This is a genomic window from Paenibacillus sp. FSL H7-0331 (assembly GCF_001956045.1).
The window spans coordinates 62,674-87,330 of record NZ_MRTH01000008.1; the positions used below are offsets into that span (position 1 = coordinate 62,674).

Here is a 24,657-nt window from a genome sequence, read left to right on the forward strand (position 1 = left end):
CTCATGAACTAGCCAAATCATCTTGAGTGATTAAGATGATTTGGAGTTGACTGCAGCGCCATACTGACATACGAGATTGCCAAAGGTTTGGATATCATGGATATAATCATAAGTCGGCGGGTTTGGTTCTGTTTGATTCAGCATACGGACGGCGACTAGGTGATACGCAGGAATAACCAGCACGGCATTCCCATACAGCCCCAGGGATTGATAAGAACCTACAGGAAGCTGACCCCCGAGCTCGGACGTCGGACGCGGTATATCCTGCACCCACCAAAAGAAGCCGTTTCTGGTTATTGTCTGATTAAGTGCTGCGGGGGTAGTAATGGAACAGCAGGTATTGAATACGGTGCTTGGTATGATTTGTTTGCCTTTGTACATACCTTTCGTTAGGTGAAGATATCCCCAATAGGCTAATTCCCTCGTACTGGCAAAGAGATTAGCTTCGCTGCCCTGATCGGATGAGTAAGCTTCATGAAGCCAAACCAAATGGTCTTGTTCTTCTTGTACCCACCCTGTCTCTGTGAATCCATAAGGTACAAAAAAACGTTCCTGCATCACTTGAGCAAGCGGCTGGTCAAACACATTTCGTACCATTTGGATGAGCAGATTGACACCCTCATTATTGTATTTCCATTCGGTCCCTGGAGGGAACAGTCGTTGATTGTGTCCCCTAAGACTATGGGTATGCGTTAATAAATGCCGAAGGGTTGTATGGCTTAATAGTTCGGGGTCGTAATCCGCTATGTATTCCGTTACCGGGTCATCGATGCTTTTTATTTTTCCTTCATATATAGCAAGACTGATTGCCGCACCGAGGTAAGTTTTGCGAACGGAGGCCACATTAAAACGGGACCTGGCATCGACTGTTCGACTTTCGCTTGAGCTTCCATGGCTGCCGGAATACCATTCGTTAACAATCTGTCCATGATGAATGACGACCATCGATGCAGCTGTAGCTGAGATTAAATGCTGGATGGTTAGCATATACTGATTAAGTTCACCTAAGCTGTAGTGTGTCAATGTACTTTTTTTCAGTTGCATGGCAGTGGGCTCCTTCTTTTTAAATGGGAAGGGTTTACATGAGTAATTCGAGAGCAGTTTGAACAATCCTCCATGTCGAATTAGGAATTTTTACAAAATAAGGTATTGCTGTTCACGATGATCTACGGGGAAACCTTTATAATCGGTTGTTTGGTTCCCATTGTCTTGTCGTAATGATGAGTAAAGGAGAGATGCTGCATGGAGAGTACAGGTGTGCCGGATCATGGTGCAAAACCTCATCAAGATGCATGGAAACAAGCTTTGGATCGCTTATATGAACAGTTTTGCGAGTATGGCAGAAGGGCAAGCCGCGGCTTTGATAATGAGGATGTTCATCAAGCGCGGGTCAACAGCCGGAAGCTGCTGACACTGCTGCGTATCCTCGACAAGCATGATCATTCCGGATTGTATCCATTAATCAAGCAAGCGCAAAAACGCCTCGGTCAGGTCAGGGATGCAGATGTGCTGATCGAGTCTTTTCAAGCGAGACGGAAAAGGGCTAAGCGAAGCGGCAGACGCAAAGAGGCCGATTTGTTAAAGGCAGTCATCCAGATTCAGAGAAAACAGCGGAGACGCTGCAGAGCAAAGCTGGCCGATAAGCTGCCGGAACTGATTAATCCTGCACTGGACGAGAAATGGGAGGCGTTTCTGAAGGATTTGCCTGAGCTGGATTCGCAAAGTGCCGATATCAACGTAAATCAGGTGATGCGTGAGCTTGAAGTTTCCTATGAACAGCATAAACAAGCCTATCGTCAGCTTAGTAGGCACAACGGTGCTGAAACGAAGGAAGCGTTCGACGCTCTGCATGATTTGAGAATCGCAGCCAAGGAGCTGAGATATACAGCATCTGCTGCATCCTTTGCATTAGATCAGAAGTTTCATTCGCATGAACAGCTATATAAAGACATTCAGGACCAGCTGGGTCAAATCAATGATCGGCGAATATGGCTGGAAACCGTCCAAGCGATCGGTCAGGACAAGCTGGATGTTAGCAAGAAAACATGGAAAGCGTTCAAAGACAGCCTTATGGGGGAAATACGTCAGGCGCTGCGTGCCAATCAGCTTGTAGGAGAGTGATCGACATAGCAGCAGGATGGGATGAATCCAATCCGCTACACCAGATAAAGGTGCACGCAGCTGATTTTAACACGCACTTCTATGTACGGTCCTCCTTTTGGTTTATAATGGTTAGGACAAGCTGATGGTTATTAACAAAGGAGGATGACAGCAATCATGGGTAATAAGTTGGCATTACATAAACATGGCTTCCAGGCCAGTCGTCTCGTTATGGGCTGTATGGGTTTAGGCGGAGGGTGGACGCGGGATGCTATCACGGCTGATGATATGAAAAAGGCGCATGCGGCTGTAGATGCAGCGCTTTCCGTGTCAATCAATATGTTCGACCATGCCAATATTTATGCCTACGGCAAGGCGGAGTCTGCATTCGGACAAGTACTGAAGGAGCGTCCGGAGCTGCGGGAGCAGATGATCATCCAATCCAAATGCGGCATTCGGATGGAGGAGGGTCCAGGGCTTCCAGCGCGGTATGATTTTTCCGAGGAACATATTATTTCCAGCGTAGACGGCATTTTGGAACGGCTTGGTTTGGAGTCTATCGATATTTTATTGCTGCATAGGCCGGATCCGTTAATGGAGCCCGAAGAGGTAGCAAGCGCTTTTGACAAGATAAAGAAGCAGGGGAAGGTCAAAAGCTTTGGCGTTTCCAATATGAGTCCCACGCAAATCCGGTGGCTCCAATCTTGTTTGGACGAGCAGTTGATCGTCAATCAGCTCGAATTGAATCTTGCCAAGCTGGATTGGATTGATGCAGGGATATCGGTCAATCAAAAAGCAGGAACACAGCTGTCATTTCCCGAAGGGCTGCTTGAATTTTGCCAGATGGAGCATATTCAGGTTCAATCGTGGGGGCCGCTTTCCAAGGGGCTGTTTAGTGGTAAGGATTTGACGGACAAGCCAGAGACAGTGCGCAAAACTGCTGAACTCGTTCGGCAATTGGCGGAGCAGAAGGGCGCATCACTGGAAGCTATAGTACTTGCTTGGCTCATGCGCCATCCATCAGGGATTCAGCCTGTATTAGGCACAACAAGCCCGGATCGGATACGTGCTTGCGCGGAAGCAACCGGAATCGTGATCTCGCGCGAAGAATGGTACGATCTGTACGTGACATCCAGAGGTGTCAAAGTTCCATAGGAATTGCGTAACATCTTGAGCCAATCAAGATGTTTTTTTGTGGGGATTAGTAGACAATTAAGTCGCGGTAAGTGTTCTATAAATAAAGTAAGTGTGGTACTCTGTTATTAAAGCGCTCTCATTCATTGGAGGGCGATCAAGATCTAAAATAAAATCATACAGAAGCTGGATGAACCCATGACCAACACTAACAAGCTGGCTTTATTTACGATTACATGGCCGTTATTTATTGAATCCTCTCTGCAAATGGCGATGCGGGCTGCAGACACCTTTATGGTCAGTAACGTATCGGATGGCGCGGTAGCTGCAGTAGGAGTGTCCAATCAACTCATTATTTTTACGTTTTTATTGCTGCAGGTGATCTCTGCGGGATCAGCTATCGTCATTTCGCAATATTTGGGAGCCAATAAATTAGAAGCAGTACGCAGATTTGCGGCCGGTGCGATTTTGCTGAATTTTATATCGGGCGTGGTCATTAGTGTCGTGATGGTCATCTTCAGCAGGCCGCTGCTCGGACTGTTCGGGCTGCAGCAGGACTTGCTCGGAACGGCACAAACCTTTCTGTCTATTGTCGGAGGGGCTTTATTCATTCAGGCGCTCAATCTGACGATTTCGGCGATTGTTCAGGTCCATGGATTCACCCGATATACGATGATGGTAGCCATTGGCATGAATCTGATTAATTTAACCGGCAATTATTTGTTCATTTTTGGTCCGTGGGGATTTCCGAAGCTGGGTGTTCCGGGTGTGGCCATCTCGGCGGTCATCAGCCAATGCCTCGGGCTTGGCGTTTATATTCTGATATTACGTAAGGTTGTTAAGCTGGATCTGGGCTTGAAGGAGCTCGTGAGATGCAAGCTGGAGGATATGAAAAAGATTTTGTCGATTGGCATCCCCACGGCGGGCAATCAACTGTCGTATGCAGCTAGTCAAATCGTCACTACGTATTTCATTACGTCGCTCGGTGCCGAAATGCTGTCGACTCGCATCTATACGCAAAATATTATGTATTTCATAATGGTGCTCTCCATTTCACTAGGCCGTGGCACGCAAATTATTATTGGCCGTCTCATCGGGGGCGGGGAAAAGGAAGAAGCCTATCGACAGCTATTCCGCAGCCTTGCCTTAAGTCTGATGCTGTCGATGGGGGCTGTCATTGTAATCGCCATATTTAGAAAGCCGCTGCTTGGCTTATTTACGAGTGACCCTCAAATTATTACATTGGGTGCCGCGCTGCTGCTGTTGGGCTTTGTGCTGGAGCCTGGTAGATGCTTGAATATTGTGATTGGCGAAGCGCTGCGAGCGTCAGGTGATGCGAGATTTTTGGTTATAACCGGTATTACGGTTGTATGGGGAATGTGTATTCCTTTAACCTATCTTCTGGGTATTCATCTCGCTTATGGACTGATGGGAATTTGGATCGTGTTTATCCTTGACGAATGGGTGCGGGGAATTATTATTTTGCACCGATGGCGCAGCCGAGCCTGGGAGAAAAAGGTGCTGGTTCAGGCGGACGCGAAGGAAGCTCAAGCTACTGTATAAATTTGTATGATCAAGCCTGTTCGTCGATGATACATCTGCGTCTGAGCGGCAGCACAAAAACCGGATTCACGCAGCTAAACCTCTGCTGGTGATCCGGTTTTTAGTGTAATCCCTATCCCTAAATATATTCAGTCATTCCATTTTCCTTCAGCAACTCGACGATTTCTTTGACAGACTGTGCTTTGTCCTTGGGACAGATTAATAGGGCATCACCGGTGTCAGCAATGATAAATCCATCTACGCCGATAGTCGCGATGAGTCTGCCATTTCCATAGATAATCGAATTACGCGTATCGATGCCCAAGTGATTCGCTTTGATTATGTTGCCTGATTCATCGGGTGGGAAGATCGAACCAAGTGCATCCCAGCTGCCGATATCATTCCAGCCGAATTGACCAGACAGCACCACGACATCATCGGATCGCTCAAGAATGCCATAATCAATCGAAATATTTTGAAGTGTCGGATAAACCTGATTAATGATGTCTTCTTCCTGCTCCGTACCGAGAAATTCCCTGATTGGCAGCATCGTCTTATACAACCGAGGAAGGTAACGCTTGAAATTATCAATAATTACGGATGTTTTCCAAATGAATATACCGCTATTCCATAAATAATTACCTGAGGACAGATAGCCTTGGGCTTTCTGGAAATTCGGTTTTTCAACAAATTCGGCTACTTCATATACAGCTACAGGTTTGGAGGAAATCGGATTCTTATTAAAAGCGATATAGCCATAGCCGGTAGAAGGGAATGTCGGTTTTATTCCGATAGTTACGATTTTGTCTGATTCCATCGCGACCGTGCAGGCTTCGTCGAGCGTAAGCCGGAATTGGTCCTCGTCGGTTATATAATGATCGGATGGTAATACGACCATTAATGAATCGCCGTGGTTTTTTTCAATAGATAACGCTGCAAACAAAATGCTGGCAGCTGTGTTTCGCGCCACGGGCTCAATCAAAATATTACTTTTAGACACACTGCTATGCATAATGCTCTCCATCAACACAGCTTGGGAACGATTCGTCACGATAACTGTATTTACCTGAGGGATAATTCCTTTGAATCGTTCGATGGTATCGTTTAACATAATATCGTTTCCGCTAATATTGAGTAGCTGCTTCGGAATCTCCTGCCTGGACAGCGGCCAAAACCGTGTTCCGCCACCGCCTGCAAGGATAGTTGCAAATTTATTCATGATGCATCACCAAACGTGCAATGGAGAAGGAAATGATACTTTCGGAGCCTTGATTAAGATTCAACCCTGTTGAATGGATACCGTCGTAACAAGCACCGGTTTGGGGGTCGATCAGAGACGTTTTAATTGAATTATGACCAACATACCATTCATAACATAAATCTGCTTGCTTCAGATAAGCGGGGTCTTGCAGTACGACCGCAGCTTCCTTGCAAGCAAGCAGCATCTCACACGCTTCAATCGGCTGTTCGTCGTAGGGAGCGGCATGTCCGTCGCGCAGCAGCCAGCCGTGACTGCCAATGGGCTTATAATAGCCTTCTTTGGAGAAGGTTTTCGAAGCTAGAAAATCCAGGCTCTCCTTGGCTGTATCCTTCAAACACACATTACCTGAAATACGGAATGCTTTTAGAAGTGCCCAGGGCAGCATCGAGTTTCCGTAGGTAAGGCTGTCTTCAAACCAATTCCAACCGTTTCCCTTATTGCGCATATATTGATTGTGCAGCCGGACAGCCATATTTTCGATCAAATTAAGAATAAAGGCTTTGGGTAAAAATGCTTTATCTTCCGCGGTATTTGCCTTATGGAGATAAGGGAAGGAGTAGGTTAAGGCATCAGGGGTTTCTATTAGATAGCTGAGACCGATCATGGCATAGGCCCCGGCACGGGGTGAACCAAGCGCATGAATATGCGGTAATGCTTGATTGATTAAATAACGGCACGTGTTTAATAAATTATCGGGTAGGGAGGAAGAATGAGAGAGTGCGAATCCAAGTGCCCATAACGTACGTCCTTGACAATCTTCAGAGCCGCTATCCTCTATAAATGAACGATTATAATCCATAAAATTTCTAAAGTTTCCCTCTGCATTTTGTGCGTGATGAATGAAGGAAATATAAGTATGGATGAGGTCCAGCGTGACTGAATCTTTGCTGCTGCTGTATGATAAAACGGCTGCGATTAATGCCCGTGCGTTATCATCGGTTGTATAGCCCTTCGCACGATCGGGAACACCAAACTTCGTATGCTGAAAAATTCCCGTATCATCCGTGATCCTGCGCATATAATCGGTCTTAAACTTTATGATCGTCTGTACCTCCATTAAATCACACTCCTGTTCGTTAACTGCGAAATCGTTATTTTTTCTTGAAAAAGTGCTGCATAGGTTTTGGCGACTTCGCTCCAGAGCATGGTTTTGCCTAGTTCAAGTGTGCGATTTTCCATTTCTTTTACTTCAGCAGGGTTGTTCAGCAGTTGGAGGATGCAAGCTTCCAGAGAGGCCGAATCACGGAAGTTTGCCAGTAAACCTCTGCCCTCTGCGAGCATTTCCTCAGCGTATCGGTAAGGTGTTGAAATAATGACTCTTCCATAGCCGACTCCGTATGCCAAAGTACCGCTAACGGCCTGATCCTTGCCCAAATAAGGGGTCATGTAAATATCGGATATAACAAGCGATTGTATAATTTCCTTCTGAGTCAATAGTTTGTCGATGAAGAGAACGTTATGATTTAAATCATATTCCTTCACAAGATCGAGCAGCCTATGTCTGTAAACCTCGCCTGTTTCTTGTTTGACTACCGGATGTGTTTTCCCCGAAATGATGTAGAGACACTCCGGATGCTGCTTAACGACACCGCGCATGGCCTCTATGCTGTACTCAATTCCTTTGCCAGGGCTTAAGAAGCCAAAGGTAGACAAAATTTTGCGGTCTGCATAACCATATTGTTCTTTGAGCTCTGCCCTTGTATCTGTTGTGACATCGGGTACGCCATGGTGAATGAAGGTGACCTTGGTGGCATCAATCCCATAAATAGAGATCAAATCCTTGACGGTAGATTGCGCCATCGTTACGACTTTAACGCTCAGCTTCGCGATACGATTCATAATGTGTCGCTGTTTGGCGGAAGGCTTCGTTAACACGGTATGAAAAATGACGATATAAGGAATCCTTAGTCTCTCGACAAATGGAATCAAATATTCCCCGCTTTCTCCGCCATAAATACCGAATTCATGCTGAATAACGAGAAGATCAACATCTGACGAGTTCAGAAAATCAGCCGTATCGATATATGCCGACAGATTATGCTGGTCAATTTCCCTCATGACCTGTTCCTGATACGAGTAAGTCTCGTTGTTGTTGATGGCAATAATCCGAGGTTTATTGAAGCCTTGTATATGTTCAAATTGATCCAGTAAATCTTGTGTAAAGGTAGCAATGCCGCATTCTCTTGGCAGACTGGTACCAAGAAAAACGATATTCCGATTACTGCTTGTATTTCTCATATCAATAGCCTCCATATGCGTTCATGATTTTTGGGTAAAAAAAAAGAAGATAAAGAGATCTTTATTTCTAATTAGGGGGAAGTGGTATTAAATTTTCTGAAAATTCCAAATTATTTCCTGTTTAACCACTATAACATGACCATTTTTTCTTGTCAATTTTATTGACTCTCCACCCTTCTCCATATATATTAATGTTGGAGGTGTAAGTATGTCAGTCATACGTAGTAATTTAAAAGCGGTCATGGAAAATCACGATCCCAAATTATCGATACGTAAGCTTGCCAAAGATATAGATTACCACTTTGATTCGGTACGTCGTATGTATAAGGATGAGATGGTACAGTATCCGAGGGATTTGCTGTTAAAGCTTTGTTTGTATTTTAAAGTTCAGCCTGGGCAGCTCATAATAATGGAAGAGAATGTGGAAAGCGATTGGCCGATAGATGAATCGATTGAACATCAGGAGGACGGCAATGACAAGGAAAGCGGCACAAGTGGAAACCTGTAAACAGCTTTTGGATACATTTTATGCGAATCCTCGCATAACGAAGGTAGAGAAGCTAACGTTCTCTGGGGTTGGAAACCGAGATGTATATAATATAACGGCTCCGTTTCAATATGACGGGGAGGAAGTACTCTTGGGAAGAGTTGAGGAACGGGACAGCGAGTTCTCTCAAGTCTTCTTTTTTACATGCGACAATCAGGTGTGGAGCCCTCGTATGCATACCCATACTTATAATTTGCAGGACCCCTGTACAACGATTATTAAGGGTGAATTGATTGTTGGCGGAGTTGAAGTCTTCACTGCAGCGGATAATCCGGGTAAAATCGTGTCGTGGGTCACTCAATTTTATCGCGGCTTTCAAATAGATTCGTTATGCCACTTTTCATCCGGCCCTGGTACGATGAAGGATATTCGTCTGATTGAGCTTATGGATGGCAGGATAGGCATATTCACAAGACCGCAAGGAGCAAAAGGCGGAAGAGGTCAAATCGGATTTACCATTATCGATTCGCTGGATGAGCTTGATGAGCAAACGTTTATTGATGCAGAGATGCTTGGAAATCAATTTGTCCCCGAGGAATGGGGAGGGGCAAACGAAGCACATTTATTGAGCAATGGGCATGTGGGCGTGCTGGGGCATATCGCCTGCTTTGATCTATCAGGCAACAAGCACTATTATTCAATGGTATTTTCGATAGACCCCGAAACTTGTGAGAAAACGCCTTTAAAAATTATTGCGGCAAGAAGTGATTTTCCAATAGGTCCTGGTAAACGGCCAGACCTGGAGGATGTTATTTTTAGCGGTGGACTTATACGGTCAGGCCACGGTCGAGCCGTACTCTCCGTTGGTGTGAGTGATGCTGAAGCCTATCAGATTGAAATCCCGGATCCTTTTGTCGAATATGAATCTTGAAAATCGATGAATTTGACTAGATTCTATGGTCATGTTATAATGAATTGACAAGAATTTATGGTCAAAAGAGAGCAGGAACCAACAAATGAGTAAATTTATTCAATTAAACAAGCGCACCGGTGAAACAAAGTCCCACATCAATCAAGCAAGAAAACAGGGACGCATCCCCGCTGTGTTGTATGGGATTGGTAAAGATACTTTGTCATTAGAAGTGAATGAAAAAGAAATGCTGAACATTTTGAAAAAAAATCCGCGTGCTATTTTGCAGGGGAAAACCTCCGATGAAAAAGTACTGCCGATCGTTGTTCAGAACATCCAAAGGGAAACCTTGTCAGGCAAGCTGCTACACATTGACTTTCATCATGTGAACATGACGGAAAGCATGGATAGTAAAGTTACGATCCATTTTCTAGGTGAAGCAATCGGTTTGAAATCTGGCGGCGTCCTGCAGGTGGAAAAGTATGAAGTAGAGGTTCGCTGTATGCCTGGTGATTTGCCGACTTCCATGGAAGTGGATATTAGCGGCCTTGATGCTGGCGATCAGCTTCTCGTTTCTGACCTGATTTTCCAGGATGGAATTGAAGTGTTGACGGATCCGAGTACTGTCATGATTCAGATCAAAACGGTGCACGAGGAAGTTGAAGAAACCGCATAGTAGATCCCGACTAAACATAAATAGTGAGTATAGGGTACATCCCCTTCTAACAGGAAGTGTGAAATTCATGATTTCATGAATATGGACACGGCTGCTTGGAAGGGGATTTTTGGTTTTTATGAATATCCGGTGAAATCATCTTTGCCAATAGGGTTCACTATGGCTTATGTTCGCGAGATCTCAGTAAGTTTGAGGTGTAAATCCGCATTTGTTCCATTAGTTTTCTTTGCTTCAGAGAGATGCCGGTTTCTCTGCTTTGTATACTGGCTTTTGCTGTGTTGGGGACGATACGGTAGATGGGCCGCTTTCCCCGAAAATTACGATAAGTCCACGTAGATACCCAGTCCACGCTGCTGATTGTAGTACGGGATTCATCCTTGCGTATGGTCAATTGAAGTATCAATCCATTATTGGTATAAGGGTTATCGTTTAAGCGAATCGATACAAAATTACCAAGCGAGTATATGGCCAGTTGGTTGGAACGCGTCCTGAGGATCGGCTGCAGCACGTGGGGGTGTGAGCCAAGAATAACGTCTGCTCCATGGTGTAAAAGCTTGCGAACGAGCGCGCGCTGCTCCAAGGTCGGTGCAGCCTGGTACTCCTGTCCTACATGGAGACAAACAATATTCAGATCGGTTTTTGGCTTAATTTTGCGTAAATCTCTTATTATTTGAGCTTCGTTGATCAGATTGACTGACCCTCTCATGGCGGTAGGAAGGGGGATCTGGTTGGTCGTTTTGGTATAGGCGAGAATCCCGACCTTGATCCCTTTAACGTTCATGATCAGTGGCTGCCGAGTCTGCTCGGGAGCGGCATAAGTACCGGTATGGGCTAGTTGATTGGCATCAAGCACCTGCAGGGTACGCCGCAGTCCTTCGATCCCATTATCAAGACAATGGTTGTTGGCCGTTACCAATACATCAAAACCGTTTCGTTTTAACGCCGCGGCAAGTTGCTCGGGTCCATTGAACATAGGAAACCCTGTTCGCGGGTTCTTTTTTTTAATAAAAGGCATATCCCCTTTTAAAGGAACCTCTAAATTGCCGATAGTCAGGTCAGCGTCCCGTAAAATAGGTGCAATGTCTTCAAAAATGCAATCAAAATCATACAGGTTGGCATCACGCTGCTTGACTGACATCGAAATAGCCCCATTGATTAAAATATCACCAACTGCAGCGATCGTTATTTCTTGCATCGGATCACCTCTTGCTACCAATATATTCGTAATCATACTAGAGAGTGCGGGCAAGTGTCCGATAGGCTTCCGTTTATGTATTTGAGGAAGTATAATGATAAGATGCAGAAGATTTGGAAAGGATGATACCATGTTAACCATTACTGGTTATAGTGTGGAATTGATCAAGGATCCGTTCGGGATTTTGACTGGTAAGCGTTATGAGCTGCTGCTGGATATAGAGGTGGCGGAGGATGACGAACTATACTCGGAGAATGGATTGTATGTACGGGTCATTTATGTGGTGGAGGAAAGTCGCTCCGGCATGGCGAAATATGCCATTCATGAGAAAACCAATGATAATTACGTGGATTTTGAGCTTGAAGATGATGAATTGGCAGTCATTGAAGCTTTTTGTAAAGAGCATTTGGTAGATGCTGAGGAGTCGTAGAGATATCGACTGCACATAACGAAAGTCATTAACGACATTAAACTTCCAGCAACGCTAGCATAATCACATCGAAAAATACTTTGGTCACATCGTGCATCAAATATTGCTTCAACAAACCTTCCTGTTTAAAGCCAAACTTCTCCAGGAGTCTTAATGAGTTTTTGTTTTGGGGGACAACCTCCGCTTGCATGCGATGAACGCCAATATGGTTAAAGCCATATTGGATCACGGCCCCCAAGGCCTCAGACATAAACCCTTTATGCCAATGGGCATCTGTGAGCTCGAAGCCTACGGAAACAGGAGATAGCGGATGATAATCGAACGTGCCGCGAACGGGCATGCACATAATGGTTCCGATTAATTTATTGTCTGTATGCTGGGTTATCCCCCAAGGCAGGAGCCTATTTTCTTGAAACTGCTTATTCCAGGCGACGATCAGTTCACGGGCTTGCTCCATGGAGGAAGGTCCATGCCAATCGAGATACTTGATAATAGGAGATCCTTCAGCATAGAAGCTATAAAGCTCATCGGCATCGTCCTGCGTCATTTGTCTTAATAACAAACGTTCTGTGGACAAGCTGGGAAAATCTGAATTATTATACATATATATGAATCCACACTTTCGTTAGAAGGTTAACATATACAAATTATAGCCTATCTTTATGAAATTAGTATGAAAACAATTTCAGGTGGAGGGTGACCAATACGTTGAAGGCTCTATTGGTTGATGACGAACGACTTGCACTCATGCAGCTGGAAAAAATGTTAAAAGAGCTCACCGACATCCAAATTGTAGGTACAAGTATGAATCCGCTGCAAGCTATAGAGATGGCCAGGAATTTAATGCCGGACGTTATTTTCATGGATATCCAGATGCCGGAATTATCAGGGCTGCAGGCAGCTGAGCTGCTGCAAGAGATTTGCCCATCAGCTGAGATCGTTTTTGTCACTGCATTCGATGAGTACGCGATCCAGGCGTTTGAACTTCAAGCTCTTGATTATGTGCTCAAACCGCTGCAGCGAAAACGTTTAATAAAGACACTTCAGCGGTTAAAGCAGCCGAATGTTAACCCTCCTAAAACCCCACTCCTTGGAGAGCCTGTATCGATTCGCTGCTTCCCATCGCTTCAAATCGAATATAAAGAAAATCAAGCTGAGGAACTCATCAAATGGAGAACCACCAAGGGGCAGGAGCTATTCGCCTACTTGCTTCATCATCGAGGACAATTAGTACGTAAAAGTGAGCTGCTTGATTTATTATGGCCAGACATAGACCCCAAAAAAGCGATCACTTTGCTATATACGACCATTTATCAAATTCGTCAGAACCTCAAGCGCAATGCGATTGATATCCCCATTCAAAGCTTGAGTGCGGAGGAAGGCTATATGCTGGATGCCGGGCGGGTGCGGTTGGAGTCGGATGAATGGGAGCACAACCTGCGTACACTGGAGCATGTGAACGTGAATAATTTAGCTGCGCATCAACGGGTGTTAGACATGTACAGAGGCGAATATTTGGGCAAACATGATTATTTATGGGCAGAGGGAGATCGTCAACGAATGGCAATGCGCTGGCTGCACCATGCTCAACAGGTTGCAGAGTGCTACTCGCAGAACGGAATGTGGAACGAGGCTGCGGGGGTATATCATCGAATCCAACAGGAGCAGCCTTTGTCGGAGGACAGTTTCTTTGCATTAATGAAATTGTATGATCTTATGGGCCAGCGCGCGTCTGTAGAAGAGCAGTATCAACTGCTGTTGAAGATGCTGGAACAGGAGCTGAACCTCGAGCCTAAGGGGGAAATTACCCATTGGTTTGAGTGCTGGAAGCAGCAGATCAGTGACACGAGGACACATGTACCTCTATGGATAGTCAGCAAACGAAAATTATTGTAGCTTGAAAAAACCTGACAATAACCGTTCACAGTGTTGGCTGCATATGCAGTAGAGGTAAGGGTCAGCTCATACGAATAATAATACAAAAGACAGTAGTGTTCGGACAAAGTTCGATGCTTGATGCTGTCTTTTTTTGTCGTACACGCAATCACGTTATAAATTTGGTGGACTTGGGACAAGTATTTTGGCGAATTGCTGAATGATTTATCAAAATTCATATATTTGTTCAGAAGTTTTTCAGTTCTTATTGATATAAGTAAATGGATTCATCTTTTGTACATAATCGATTATTGGTTATGTGTGGTTAATTGCTTATTCTGAAAATCTTTTATTGCAGGAGGTGGAAATAGGTACGGGGACTCTAGGATCATTCAAGCTGCCTCCTAACGGGCTTGATCAACAGTCATAGGACATACATAGAGGATACATACACCTGATTGTAGGGTTACTCGTCTTGAAATTAATCTGCAATTCGGAAGTACGGTATATCTTAAACCCGTGGCAAGAATGGAAATTAGAAATTGAAAGATGTTTGAGGAACATGTAGTTGGAATATTACTCAATACAATACATTGCCAGCTCATGTTAACCGATTTGGGGGAGCGATGTATGGGGAATTTGAAACAATTATCAAAAAGAAGCCGATCCCTTTTGGAGTTTCCCAAAAGAGTGCTTTTCTTATTTATGGCGTTGTCGCTGGCCATATTGCCTTATTACAACTTTGCTGTATGGGCGGATGTTTCTTTATCTTTAGAAAAAACGGTAGACAAGACGTCAGCATTTCCAGGGGAAACCATCACGTATACGATTAAATACGCGAACCCAAGCACGACTGAAGCAGCTCAGAATATGATTATCACCGACGTCTTGCCAAGTACTCTGGATTATGTGGGAGTCGACACCTCGACTGATGTCAGTGCGGTCGATACTTCGGTCCCTGGTACAGTGAAGTTTAACATGGTTAGTCCTTTAGCAGCAGGTAAAACCGGCATCATAAAGGTTAAAGCCAAGTTCAAGGAAGGGGTAACCCTGAATGGCGCCACTGCACTAAATAGTGTGACAGCCAAAGCTGATAACAGCCCTGTAATTACGGCATCAGCACCGGTGGTCACCGCAAATGTTAATGCTCCCGATTGGTCGATATCCAAAGCAAAAATCCTCCCTGCGGTTGATCCAGCTTTGAACAGCAATGTGACCTATCAGATCAAGCTGAAGGGGAATAGTGCTCCAGGCGGCACCAATATCCAAAACGTTGGAGTTATGGATACTCTCCCAGTAGGGTCTACTTTTGTATCCGCCACTGGGGGCGGTGTGTATGATGCCGTGTATGGAAAGGTTTCTTGGCCTTCATCAGCTTTAAATGTCGGGCAGGAAAAAACCTATGAAGTTGTACTGAGTTATCCAAGTCCAACCTTTCATGTAGGCGATTCAGTTACGAATTCCGTCTATGCGGTCGGTACCAGTCTGACTGGAGCTGCTCTTAGGACGAATACGGCTAATGCTACACATCTGCTAGCAGCTCCTGACCCAGGAATTTATGACATTAAAAAGGAAGCACGTCAAGCGAGCGATGAGTATTCCATTGGACAGACTGTCAAGTATAAGATTAATGGCTTTGGAAACAAAGGTAATGTACCCTTGGATAACTTTGTAGTTGAGGATGCTATACCGAAAGAAATTAATCTGACTCAGATTTCTACAGGCTCCTATAGTAATAATACGGGTGTTACCGTAAATGTGTATTACCAGAAAACTGGAGTTAATACCTGGCTGAGTTGGACTGGAGGCGTTAATCTCAGCAGTGGCAGCAGCCAGACCTTAAATGTAGCTTCTTTAGGACTCGTGGCTGGGGAATATGTTTCCAAAGTGAAGTTGGATTATGGCACAGTGCCAAGCAGTTTCCGTGTTGCCTCCGATATCCAGCTGCAGGGGACCCTGCTTAGTACGGATCATAACTCACTACCGGTTGTTGATAATCAACTAATTAACAACACGGCTGTGCTTACGGCTAATTATGGAGCTACACCTTTTAACAGCAGCAGCTTAGTAACTATTAAGGTTGTACAACCTATACCTTGGGTTGTTGCGAATAAATCGGTTGTAGGCAGTGCATCGGTGAAAGAGAACGATACGCTCACCTATAAGCTGCGGGTGCAGAATCATGAGTTTGCTACGGGGGATATGACGCACCCGGAAATAGTGGAATTCTTTCCGAATGAGTTGGAAAATTTCACAGTGGTGGGTATAACAAATAACTCTAGCACACCTATTGGAGCCCCTGTTTTTAACAGCTATAATAAGACCGTAGGTTCAGTAACGTATTCGGTCTATAGTTGGGAGTTTCTTAGTGCCGTTCTGAAGCCAAACGAGTATATCGATGTTACCATTAGCGGTACTGTCAAGCATGCTACACCTAATGGGAATTTTGGCAATACGATGTACGCAACGACTACAGCTACAAATACCTATAAAGGTACAGTAGTGAGCGATGTACCGGAAGACCGAGATAATAATCCGGCTACGACACAATTCGTAAAGGCCTCGGTTAACGCTTATGTGAAATTCACAGGCTCTCTGGAATCCATCAAATGGGTAAAAGGAGAAGTCGATAATGCCTTCACAAAGTACCCGGCTAACGGAGAGACGCTGCCTGGTGGTAAAGCGATGTATCAATTGGTCGTAAGTAATGTTACTTCCAATGGTCCTATTTCCAATATCGTTATTGTAGACAAGCTGCCTCGTATTACAGACACAGGTGTAGTTGATACAAATGCTCGTTTATCTGACTGGAGGCCTTATCTGGTAAATAGCGTTACGGGACCAGGCGGAGCACCACTGGATCCACGAATTAAGGTATATTATTCGACAGATGTAAGTCCGAATGTCAGTGATATATCCAATCCGTTGAATCCGACTCACACAGGTTGGAGTCTAACGCCTCCTGATGACATTACGACCGTCACCGCGTTGGAATTCGACTTCGGCACTATTACCCTTAACCAAGGAGAATCAGTCACCTTGGAATGGGATATGCGTGCACCAGTAAATGCACCGAGAAACGAGATCGCCTGGAACTCATTTGGTTATGGAGCAACTTATCCCGATGAGGGCGGACCGCAGTCTTTCTTACCCTCAGAGCCTATCAAGGTAGGTTTTCTGATTAAAGACACCGATCCTGCAGGTACCGGCAATATAGGTGACTTTATCTGGATGGATTCGAATGCGAATGGCATTCAGGAAGCAGGCGAGAAAGGAATCAATGGGATTCTTGTGAATTTATACAAAACCAACGATCTCACTAATCGTATAGGCTACACAAGAACCGGAGATCGACATGGGTCGAATGAGCCAGGTTATTATGAGTTTCCTAATCTTCAAGCTGATGATTATACGGTAGAATTCGTAATGCCGACTGGCTATTACTTATCACCTCATAATCAGGGCTCAGATCGTGCCAAAGATAGCGATTTTACTTTAAATCCATCAACATTAACATACCAAGTAAGCAAAAATCTTGGTTATGAAGAAACCGATATGACTCTGGATGCGGGTATCTATACCAAAGGCTCAATTGGAGATTTTGTGTGGGTGGATAAGAACGCCAATGGTATTCAGGATGCAGGTGAACCTAGTCTTGATGGGGGAACGGTAGAACTGTATGATGATGCTGATATTACAACTCCTTTGAAAAGCACGACGACTAGCGGAGGCGGTAAATACATATTCACTGACCTGGATCCAGGAAGCTATCGCGTGAAGTTCATTAAGCCTATTGGGTATAAATCGACGCTTCAGGATCAGGGGAATGATGATAAAATCGATTCTGACCGCGATGATACGAATGGTTTAAGCCATATCGTGGTATTAAGCTCTGGCCAAAACGACATGACCGTGGATGCAGGATTTTATCTCGGTGAAATCGGTGATCTGGTCTGGCATGACCTGAATGCCAACGGTGTTCAGGATGCAGGAGAACCAGGTATACATGGTGTATCGGTTAAGCTCCATAAGGCAGCTGACCTTACAACTCCTATAGCAACTACTACGACTGACGCAAGCGGGATTTACAAATTCTCTGATTTGCTTCCAGGAGATTATGTAGTCAAGTTTACTCGTCCAGCGGCTTACAATTATTTCTCTCCTTCGAATCGGGGATCCAATGATGCATTGGATAGCGACGCGACCTATACAGCTCGGACTGATGCAGAAGCTGTTGTCAATGGTATTACGCTGCTCGAAGGCGGACGCAACTATACCTTCGATGCGGGTGTATTCAAGCCAGCCAGCCTTGGGGATAGAGTCTTTCTCGATGCCAACAAAAATGGCATTCAAGACACTGGCGAAGTGGGAATTTCGGGTGTAACGGTTAAGCTGTATAAGACTTCCGCACCTAATACCGCAGTGGCTACAACGTTTACGGATCTAACAGGTTTGTACCAGTTTACGAATCTGGATCCAGACAGCTATTTCGTTGAATTCATCAAACCAACAGGGTATGCTATCACTTCCAAAAATCAAGGCGGTTCTGCAGCATTAGATTCGGATGCAGACCCGACTACTGGAAAAACAGCCAGTGTCCCTCTATCGTCAGGGGAAGCTAATATGACGGTAGATGCCGGGATGTATATTCCTACCAATGGTTCCATTGGGGACTTGGTCTGGCATGATTTGAATGCGAACGGCATACAGGATCCAGGAGAGCCAGGCATTCCGGGTGTAACCGTTGAGCTGTATAATGCCGATACAAATGCACTGCTGGATACCAAAACCACAGATGCTGGCGGGAACTATCTCTTCACTAATCTTCTGCTTACAAGTAACTACAAGGTGAAATTCCTTAAACCAAGTGGTTACAAGGAAAGCCCGGCAAATGTAGGGGCGGATGACAGCAAGGATTCGGATAGAGATATTATAACGGGTTTCAGCCATACTCTTACATTAAGTACAACTATTAATGATTTAACTGTCGATGCTGGTTTTTATAAGCTGGCCAAGCTCGGCGACAAAGTGTTTAAAGATGTGAATGTTAACGGCATACAAGATGCTAGTGAAGCTGGCGTAGCTAATGTTACAGTTAATCTGTATCGTTCCGACGCCCCAACAGTAATTGTCGCAACAACCGTTACGGATACCAATGGCAACTATCTGTTTGATAATTTGGAGCCAGATTCCTATGTGGTAGGGTTTGTGCCTGTTAGCGGTCACAGCTTTACGTATAAGCACGTAGGGATCGACAATACAATTGATTCCGACGTTAATAGTTTAGGTTTTACAGATCCCATTGTATTGCGTTCCGGAGATGATAATAGAACGGTGGATGCCGGGATTTACGTTCCTAATGCAGGCGGCGGTGGTTCTATTGGAGACTTGGTCTGGCATGACTTGAATGCAAATGGCATACAGGATCCAGGAGAGCCCGGCATACCGGGAGTAACGGTGGAGCTCTATAATGCGGATACGAATGCGCTGCTGGGTACTAGAACTACAGATGCCTTAGGACATTATTACTTCAATGACCTTCTGCTTACAGGTAACTATAAAGTGAAGTTCCTTAAACCAAGCGGGTACAAGGAAAGTCCGGCAAATGTAGGAACGGATGACAGCAAGGATTCGGATAGAGACGTTACAACCGGCTTCAGCCATACTCTTACATTAACTACAAGTATTAATGATTTAACGGTTGATGCTGGTTTCTACAAGCTAGCTAAACTCGGCGACAAAGTATTTAAAGATGTTAATGAAAATGGTATTCAGGATGTAAAAGAAGAAGGCGTTGCGAATGTAACGGTTAGCCTGTATCTTTCTGATGCGCTGGCGGTACCTGTCAAGACAACTGTCACGGATGCTAATGGCAACTATCTGTTTGACGATCTGGAGCCAGGTTCCTATGTAGTAGGGTTTACGGCTGTTAACGGCTATAGCTTTACTTTAAAGAATGAAGGGACAGATCGTACCATGGATTCGGATGTCAATAACTTAGGTTTTACGGATCCTGTTGTATTGCTTTCTGGAGACGATAACAGAACCGTGGATGCTGGAATTTATAATTCTACCAAGGGTTCTATCGGAGACATTGTCTGGCATGATTTGAACGCAAACGGCATACAGGATGCAGGAGAGCCAGGCATTCAGGGAGTAACCGTTGAGTTGTATGATGCAGATACGAATGTGCTGCTGGGTACCCGAACTACAGATGCAGGTGGACGCTATCTGTTTACAGACCTTATTCTCGTAGGTAACTATAAGGTGAAATTCCTTAAACCAGATGGGTACAAGGAAAGTCCGGCAAATGCAGGAACGGATGATAGCAAAGATTCGGATAGAGACGTTACAACAGGCTTCAGTCATACTCTTACATTAAGCACAAGTATTAATGATTTAACAGTGGACGCTGGTTTCTACAAGCTAGCTAAACTCGGCGACAAAGTGTTTAGAGATTTCAATGTGAACGGTATACAGGATGTGAACGATGAAGGTGTTGCGAATGTTACAGTTAACTTGTATCGTTCCGATGCGCCAGCCGTAATTATGGCAACAACCGTCACGGATGCTAACGGCAATTATCTGTTTGACAATCTGGAGCCAGGTTCTTATGTAGTAGGTTTCGTGGCCGGTAACGGTTATATATATACACCTAAGAACATGGGGACGGACAAAACTATCGATTCAGATGTCAATAATTTAGGTTTTACGGATCCTATTATATTGCTTTCTGGAGACGATAACAGAACGATAGATGCCGGGGTTTATATTCTTTACTCAGGTGGCGGAGGAGGAGGCGGTGGCGGTGGCGGTTCATCACCAGAGCCAACAACACCAGAACCGACTCCAGGGACAACTCCAGTACCAACACCAGAACCGACTCCAGGAACGATTCCAGTGCCAACACCAGAACCGACTCCAGGAACGATTCCAGTGCCAACACCAGAACCGACTCCAGGAACGATTCCAGTGCCAACACCAGAACCGACTCCAGTAACAGTTCCAGTGCCAACTCCAGCACAACCTGTAACTACGGATCAGGATACCCCCGTAGCAGGAGCAGTGCCGTCGATAGTGGACACGGGAAATATAACGGTTCCGAAGACGTATACGCTTGAAGTTGAGCCTCAAAATGGAATTGTTGAATTAACGGATGATGGAAAATGGGTATATAAACCGAAGGAAGGCTTTAACGGCAAAGATACCTTTACCATCGGTATCAAGGATGAGAATGGAGATATTAATTTCCATGATGTTACGGTCAATGTACTTCCAAATAGCAATAAAAAGGTTACTGAACCTGTAGTTTCCCTAGTACCAAAAACAGGCCAAGAGGCTTATAGCAGCTTTTATCTGACAGGACTAGCTTTGGTACTTGCTGGACTTGGGGTATTTGGAGCTACACGTTGGCAGCAACGTAGAAAATAAAATCCTACAAGCAGGGGCACATCATGTGCCTCTGTTTCACTTCAATCGTATAAACAAGCTATTTCGAGTTCATAGGAGAGAGGAGAATCTTATGACAAAGCAACTTCCCCAACCTGCCGCTAGAAGTTATAGATTTTTTTATTGGGCAGCTTCCATATTGGTATGTGCTGGAGTTGTGTTTATAAGTATGGATGCTTATATACAACATACCGAAAGAAACAATTCACTTCAGTTAAAAAATCAGATGTTAAGTCTATACCATACAAAAGCACAACCCAATACAGAACAGGCAAATGAGTCCACTGAACTAACCAAAGAAGCAAGCGCTGTAGCCAAAGGCCCAACGGAAAATGAGAGATTCCAAAGTTTATTGGCTATTAATAAAGAAATCATTGGATGGCTCCATGTTGACGGCACTAGTGTCGATTATCCGGTCCTACAGCATAAAGACAATGATTATTACTTAAACAGAGACGCATCAGGTAAAAAGTCCATTTATGGCAGTGTGTTTATGGATTACCGTCTGGACACGAATCAAGAACAACGTAATCTTGTCATTTATGGACATAATATGATAGATGGCTCCATGTTCGGAAGCCTTGGTAATTATAAAAACAAAGATTTTTTTGCGGAACACCGCAATATTAATTGGGGAATACAAGGAAAAATGAGCGATTGGGAAATATTTTCCGTTTATACCATTGACGCCAGTAAAGATACTGTCGATATTTCATATGAAAACGACGATGCGTTTCTTCTTGCTTTAGACCAATATCGAAAAAAATCTATGTATCAGGCGGCTGTGACTCTGCAAAAGGATGATCAAATTCTTACACTGGTAACATGCAGTAATGAGACAGATGATACTCGTTTAGTCATACATGCAGTAAAAAAGGGGCCGAGGGCCCCTTTTTCTTAACAATCCTATTTTATTTTGCAATCGGATAATCGCTTTCCACCCAAGTATGACCCATTTTCAGAAGTTCTTCATTTGTTACATTAAAATATTTAGTAGATTGAACACCTGGATGATCAGGTGTAGGGTCGTCAAAGACGGTATCAAGCATATACCAGTTGTTATCTATGCTCACTGCATTCCACATGTGCGTTTGCGCAGGATCATCATTTATGTAACCAACCACGAGCCGACTTGTGATTCCTGCTTTATTGAGAAGCTTATTCGTTAGGATCGCATAGCCTTGGCACACGGCCTTTTTGTTAAAGACTGCTGAGTAAGCTGTATGTCCAATGTCGTCTAAATTTTCATAAGAGGTATTGGAGACGACATAGTCGTGAATGGCAGCTTCTTTTTCAAGATTGTTCATGTTTGGTGTCAGAATTTCCTTCAGAATACGGTCAACCTCATTGTCTACGTATTGGTCTTGTTCTACTGACGTAAGATATTGCGGCGTTAGAGTAATCGTAATATTACCGATGCTTCCCTTCATATTCATAGACAGGTCCTTCATGTTCCAGTAAAGTTCTTCATCAAGATTCCGTTGTGCAAGGTCTATAGTATTTTTAATTGCTTGAACGTAACTTTTCGAATCTTCTGTATCTTTAGCTGTGTAGGTGATTGTAATGGAATCTGATTTTTTAGCAAGCTCAGCTTGAATTGTTAATTCCAGCTCTGTTAAATTACTAGCTTGCAGTGGCGCGCTGGCGCTTGCAGTCTCTGCTTGTACCAACGAAGAGAGAAGAAAAAGCATAACGGTGAGTAAGGTAACGAAAATCTTTAATTTGGAATACATAGCAAAAAACCTCCCTTGTCATTAAGCCAAAAGAGGGTACAATGTACTGTTGCCTCTTGGCGACCCGACGATCATAGCAAAATGCTTTAGACTCGTGGCTTTGCGTCCCTGCCTTTCGACAGGTTTGCCTTTTTCAAAAGTTATTAGATTTGAGCCTATCATACCACAGGGTACTATGAAGTTCAACCTGTATTAGCCATGAAGGTTACACGGTATGAATCGAAAGACTCGATTGAGTAAACCCGTGCAGGTATGCTACTATTTGATCATTATGAGCAGTGCTTCTTCTTCAGGAGAAGCGTCTTTTTATGTAACGGAAGGGAGCTATAAGAGTGAAGATAAATCTGAAAGCATTGCTTCAACAAGTAGATCAGCGACAGGTGGAGCTCATCGATCTGGTCGAGCGTTTGATCCGGTTTCAAACACCGGCGCCACCCGCTCGCAATACGGAGGAGGCACAGCAGTTTGTCGCTGCATTTTTGCAGGATAAGGGCTTTGTTATTGACAAATGGGACGTATACCCTGGAGATCCGAATGTCGTTGGTGTGTTAAAAGGCAGTGCATCAGATACGTATAAAAGCTTGATTATTAATGGTCATATGGACGTGGCTGAGGTGAGTCCAGACGAAGCTTGGGAAACGACACCCTTCACACCGATTGTCAGGGACGGTGCGATCATTGGCCGAGGTGCCGCGGATATGAAGGCGGGGCTTGCCGGGGCGTTGTTTGCTACTCAGCTGCTACATGAAGCAGGTATTCGGCTGCCCGGTGACCTTACGTTCCAATCCGTGATTGGAGAAGAAGTAGGCGAAGCGGGAACGCTGGAATGCTGCAAACGCGGGTACAGCGCGGATTTTGCCGTTGTTGTCGATACGAGTGATTTGCATATTCAAGGGCAGGGCGGCGTCATTACAGGCTGGATCACGGTGAAGAGCAAGCAAACCTTTCACGATGCGACGAGAAGGAGCATGATCCATGCCGGAGGCAAGCTGTTCGGCGCAAGCGCTATTGAGAAAATGGTGAAGTTGATTCAAGGGCTGCAGGATTTGGAGCGTCACTGGTCCGTAATCAAAAGTTATCCGGATTGTCCACCAGGAGCAAGTACGATCAATCCTGCCGTCATTGAAGGCGGTCGACATGCCGCGTTCATTGCCGATGAATGCCGATTATGGATCACCGTACATTTTTATCCGAATGAGACCCATGAACAAGTGGCCCAAGAAATCGAGGAGCATATCAGACTGGTGGCTGCTGGAGATGTATGGCTTAGAGACAATCCCCCTGAGTTTACATGGGGCGGATCGTCGATGATTGAAGATCGCGGCGAAATCTTCCCTTCATTGGAGGTGGACCCGCAGCATGCCGCTGTTCGTGCGTTAATGGGGGCTCACGAGCGTATTTTGAACAGCCAGCCTATTGTTGATGTATCACCGACTGTCACCGATGGGGGCTGGTTTGGGGATGCTGGCATTCCCGCAGCTATTTATGGACCAGGCGATTTGGGCAATGCCCATGCCGTCAACGAGCAGGTATCGATCCAGCAGGTAGTAGATTTCACCAAAGTGATGCTTCAATTTATATACGAATGGGGACATACAAAGAAATAACCCTTTAAAGAAAAGAGGAA

The 24,657-nt window shown here is 44.7% G+C and carries 18 protein-coding genes and 1 riboswitch; of the genes, 11 read left to right on the plus strand and 7 right to left on the minus strand.

The features are described 5' to 3' along the window. Positions 1–30 precede the first annotated feature (30 nt). Complete coding sequence (locus BK127_RS13730; RefSeq protein WP_076230856.1) at positions 31–1,044, minus strand: serine hydrolase domain-containing protein; 1,014 nt, start codon at positions 1,042–1,044, stop codon at positions 31–33. Between the two features lie 198 nt (positions 1,045–1,242). Between BK127_RS13730 and BK127_RS13735 the strand changes: the two genes are divergently transcribed. From BK127_RS13735 to BK127_RS13745, 3 genes are all read left to right on the plus strand, one after another. Further along, entirely contained in the window at positions 1,243–2,121 is an 879-nt protein-coding gene (locus tag BK127_RS13735) for a CHAD domain-containing protein (protein WP_076230859.1), read from the plus strand. Between the two features lie 156 nt (positions 2,122–2,277). Further along, complete coding sequence (locus tag BK127_RS13740) at positions 2,278–3,255, plus strand: aldo/keto reductase (protein ID WP_076230862.1); 978 nt, start codon at positions 2,278–2,280, stop codon at positions 3,253–3,255. Between the two features lie 177 nt (positions 3,256–3,432). Then, positions 3,433–4,797 (plus strand): MATE family efflux transporter, encoded by a 1,365-nt coding sequence (locus tag BK127_RS13745; RefSeq protein WP_076230865.1) that lies wholly within the window; start codon positions 3,433–3,435, stop codon positions 4,795–4,797. Positions 4,798–4,915: 118 nt separating this feature from the next. Here the strand turns inward: BK127_RS13745 and BK127_RS13750 are convergent, their stop codons facing one another. The 3 genes from BK127_RS13750 to BK127_RS13760 are packed head-to-tail and all read right to left on the minus strand — an operon-like array spanning position 4,916 to position 8,275. Continuing rightward, entirely contained in the window at positions 4,916–5,995 is a 1,080-nt protein-coding gene (locus BK127_RS13750; RefSeq protein WP_076230868.1) for a mannose-1-phosphate guanylyltransferase, read from the minus strand. Beyond that, on the minus strand, positions 5,988–7,094 hold the full coding sequence (locus BK127_RS13755; protein ID WP_076230870.1) for a glycosyltransferase: 1,107 nt from the start codon (positions 7,092–7,094) through the stop codon (positions 5,988–5,990). Before BK127_RS13755 ends, BK127_RS13750 begins: the two co-directional genes overlap by 8 nt. Next, on the minus strand, positions 7,094–8,275 hold the full coding sequence (locus tag BK127_RS13760) for a glycosyltransferase family 4 protein (RefSeq protein ID WP_076230873.1): 1,182 nt from the start codon (positions 8,273–8,275) through the stop codon (positions 7,094–7,096). The genes BK127_RS13755 and BK127_RS13760 overlap by 1 nt, the downstream gene beginning before the upstream one ends. A gap of 208 nt (positions 8,276–8,483) precedes the next feature. On the opposite strand from BK127_RS13760, the gene BK127_RS13765 reads away from it, so the two are divergent. The 3 genes from BK127_RS13765 (at position 8,484) to BK127_RS13775 (ending at position 10,348) form a co-directional block, all read left to right on the plus strand. Then, positions 8,484–8,783, plus strand: a complete 300-nt coding sequence (locus tag BK127_RS13765) for a helix-turn-helix domain-containing protein (protein WP_076230876.1) — start codon at positions 8,484–8,486, stop codon at positions 8,781–8,783. After that, the gene (locus BK127_RS13770) at positions 8,749–9,693 is read left to right on the plus strand and encodes a DUF1861 family protein (RefSeq protein WP_076230879.1); all 945 of its coding nucleotides are present in this window, start codon (positions 8,749–8,751) and stop codon (positions 9,691–9,693) included. The genes BK127_RS13765 and BK127_RS13770 overlap by 35 nt, the downstream gene beginning before the upstream one ends. A gap of 85 nt (positions 9,694–9,778) precedes the next feature. After that, positions 9,779–10,348: a 50S ribosomal protein L25 gene (locus BK127_RS13775; protein WP_076230882.1), complete on the plus strand. Its 570-nt coding sequence runs from the start codon at positions 9,779–9,781 to the stop codon at positions 10,346–10,348. 157 nt (positions 10,349–10,505) lie between these two features. On the opposite strand, the gene BK127_RS13780 is transcribed toward BK127_RS13775, so the two are convergent. Further along, positions 10,506–11,579 carry a CapA family protein gene (locus BK127_RS13780; protein ID WP_179097480.1) on the minus strand — a complete coding sequence of 358 codons (1,074 nt, stop codon included), beginning with the start codon at positions 11,577–11,579 and terminating at the stop codon, positions 10,506–10,508. A 94-nt stretch (positions 11,580–11,673) separates the two neighbouring features. Here BK127_RS13780 and BK127_RS13785 point away from each other — a divergent pair, with 94 nt between their 5' ends. Then, entirely contained in the window at positions 11,674–11,973 is a 300-nt protein-coding gene (locus BK127_RS13785) for a DUF6509 family protein (protein ID WP_076231354.1), read from the plus strand. Positions 11,974–12,010: 37 nt separating this feature from the next. On the opposite strand, the gene BK127_RS13790 is transcribed toward BK127_RS13785, so the two are convergent. Continuing rightward, on the minus strand, positions 12,011–12,577 hold the full coding sequence (locus BK127_RS13790; protein ID WP_076230887.1) for a GNAT family N-acetyltransferase: 567 nt from the start codon (positions 12,575–12,577) through the stop codon (positions 12,011–12,013). 92 nt (positions 12,578–12,669) lie between these two features. Between BK127_RS13790 and BK127_RS13795 the strand changes: the two genes are divergently transcribed. The 3 genes from BK127_RS13795 to srtB all read left to right on the plus strand — a co-directional run bounded on the left by BK127_RS13795 (position 12,670) and on the right by srtB (position 22,198). Beyond that, positions 12,670–13,869 (plus strand): response regulator, encoded by a 1,200-nt coding sequence (locus BK127_RS13795; RefSeq protein ID WP_144026456.1) that lies wholly within the window; start codon positions 12,670–12,672, stop codon positions 13,867–13,869. A 609-nt stretch (positions 13,870–14,478) separates the two neighbouring features. Continuing rightward, entirely contained in the window at positions 14,479–21,279 is a 6,801-nt protein-coding gene (locus tag BK127_RS13800; RefSeq protein WP_076230892.1) for an SdrD B-like domain-containing protein, read from the plus strand. A 91-nt stretch (positions 21,280–21,370) separates the two neighbouring features. Further along, positions 21,371–22,198, plus strand: coding sequence for a class B sortase (gene srtB / locus BK127_RS13805; protein WP_083689293.1), 828 nt, complete (start codon positions 21,371–21,373; stop codon positions 22,196–22,198). Positions 22,199–22,208: 10 nt separating this feature from the next. Here the strand turns inward: srtB and BK127_RS13810 are convergent, their stop codons facing one another. Continuing rightward, a complete protein-coding gene (locus BK127_RS13810) occupies positions 22,209–23,030 on the minus strand; it encodes a transglutaminase domain-containing protein (RefSeq protein WP_076230895.1) in 822 nt (273 codons plus the stop codon). A 55-nt stretch (positions 23,031–23,085) separates the two neighbouring features. Beyond that, positions 23,086–23,169, minus strand: a riboswitch (cyclic di-GMP riboswitch). 193 nt (positions 23,170–23,362) lie between these two features. On the opposite strand from BK127_RS13810, the gene BK127_RS13815 reads away from it, so the two are divergent. Next, a complete protein-coding gene (locus tag BK127_RS13815) occupies positions 23,363–24,637 on the plus strand; it encodes an acetylornithine deacetylase (protein ID WP_076230897.1) in 1,275 nt (424 codons plus the stop codon). The last annotated feature ends 20 nt before the right edge of the window (positions 24,638–24,657 follow it).

Excerpts from the sequence above, each read along its gene's own strand:
- BK127_RS13730 (WP_076230856.1), bottom strand. The coding sequence starts at position 1,044 with ATGCAACTGAAAAAAAGTACATTGACACACTACAGCTTAGGTGAACTT.
- BK127_RS13735 (WP_076230859.1), top strand. The coding sequence starts at position 1,243 with ATGGAGAGTACAGGTGTGCCGGATCATGGTGCAAAACCTCATCAAGAT.
- BK127_RS13740 (WP_076230862.1), top strand. The coding sequence starts at position 2,278 with ATGGGTAATAAGTTGGCATTACATAAACATGGCTTCCAGGCCAGTCGT.
- BK127_RS13745 (WP_076230865.1), top strand. The coding sequence starts at position 3,433 with ATGACCAACACTAACAAGCTGGCTTTATTTACGATTACATGGCCGTTA.
- BK127_RS13750 (WP_076230868.1), bottom strand. The coding sequence starts at position 5,995 with ATGAATAAATTTGCAACTATCCTTGCAGGCGGTGGCGGAACACGGTTT.
- BK127_RS13755 (WP_076230870.1), bottom strand. The coding sequence starts at position 7,094 with ATGGAGGTACAGACGATCATAAAGTTTAAGACCGATTATATGCGCAGG.
- BK127_RS13760 (WP_076230873.1), bottom strand. The coding sequence starts at position 8,275 with ATGAGAAATACAAGCAGTAATCGGAATATCGTTTTTCTTGGTACCAGT.
- BK127_RS13765 (WP_076230876.1), top strand. The coding sequence starts at position 8,484 with ATGTCAGTCATACGTAGTAATTTAAAAGCGGTCATGGAAAATCACGAT.
- BK127_RS13770 (WP_076230879.1), top strand. The coding sequence starts at position 8,749 with ATGACAAGGAAAGCGGCACAAGTGGAAACCTGTAAACAGCTTTTGGAT.
- BK127_RS13775 (WP_076230882.1), top strand. The coding sequence starts at position 9,779 with ATGAGTAAATTTATTCAATTAAACAAGCGCACCGGTGAAACAAAGTCC.
- BK127_RS13780 (WP_179097480.1), bottom strand. The coding sequence starts at position 11,579 with ATGATTACGAATATATTGGTAGCAAGAGGTGATCCGATGCAAGAAATA.
- BK127_RS13785 (WP_076231354.1), top strand. The coding sequence starts at position 11,674 with ATGTTAACCATTACTGGTTATAGTGTGGAATTGATCAAGGATCCGTTC.
- BK127_RS13790 (WP_076230887.1), bottom strand. The coding sequence starts at position 12,577 with ATGTATAATAATTCAGATTTTCCCAGCTTGTCCACAGAACGTTTGTTA.
- BK127_RS13800 (WP_076230892.1), top strand. The coding sequence starts at position 14,479 with ATGGGGAATTTGAAACAATTATCAAAAAGAAGCCGATCCCTTTTGGAG.
- srtB (WP_083689293.1), top strand. The coding sequence starts at position 21,371 with ATGACAAAGCAACTTCCCCAACCTGCCGCTAGAAGTTATAGATTTTTT.
- BK127_RS13810 (WP_076230895.1), bottom strand. The coding sequence starts at position 23,030 with ATGTATTCCAAATTAAAGATTTTCGTTACCTTACTCACCGTTATGCTT.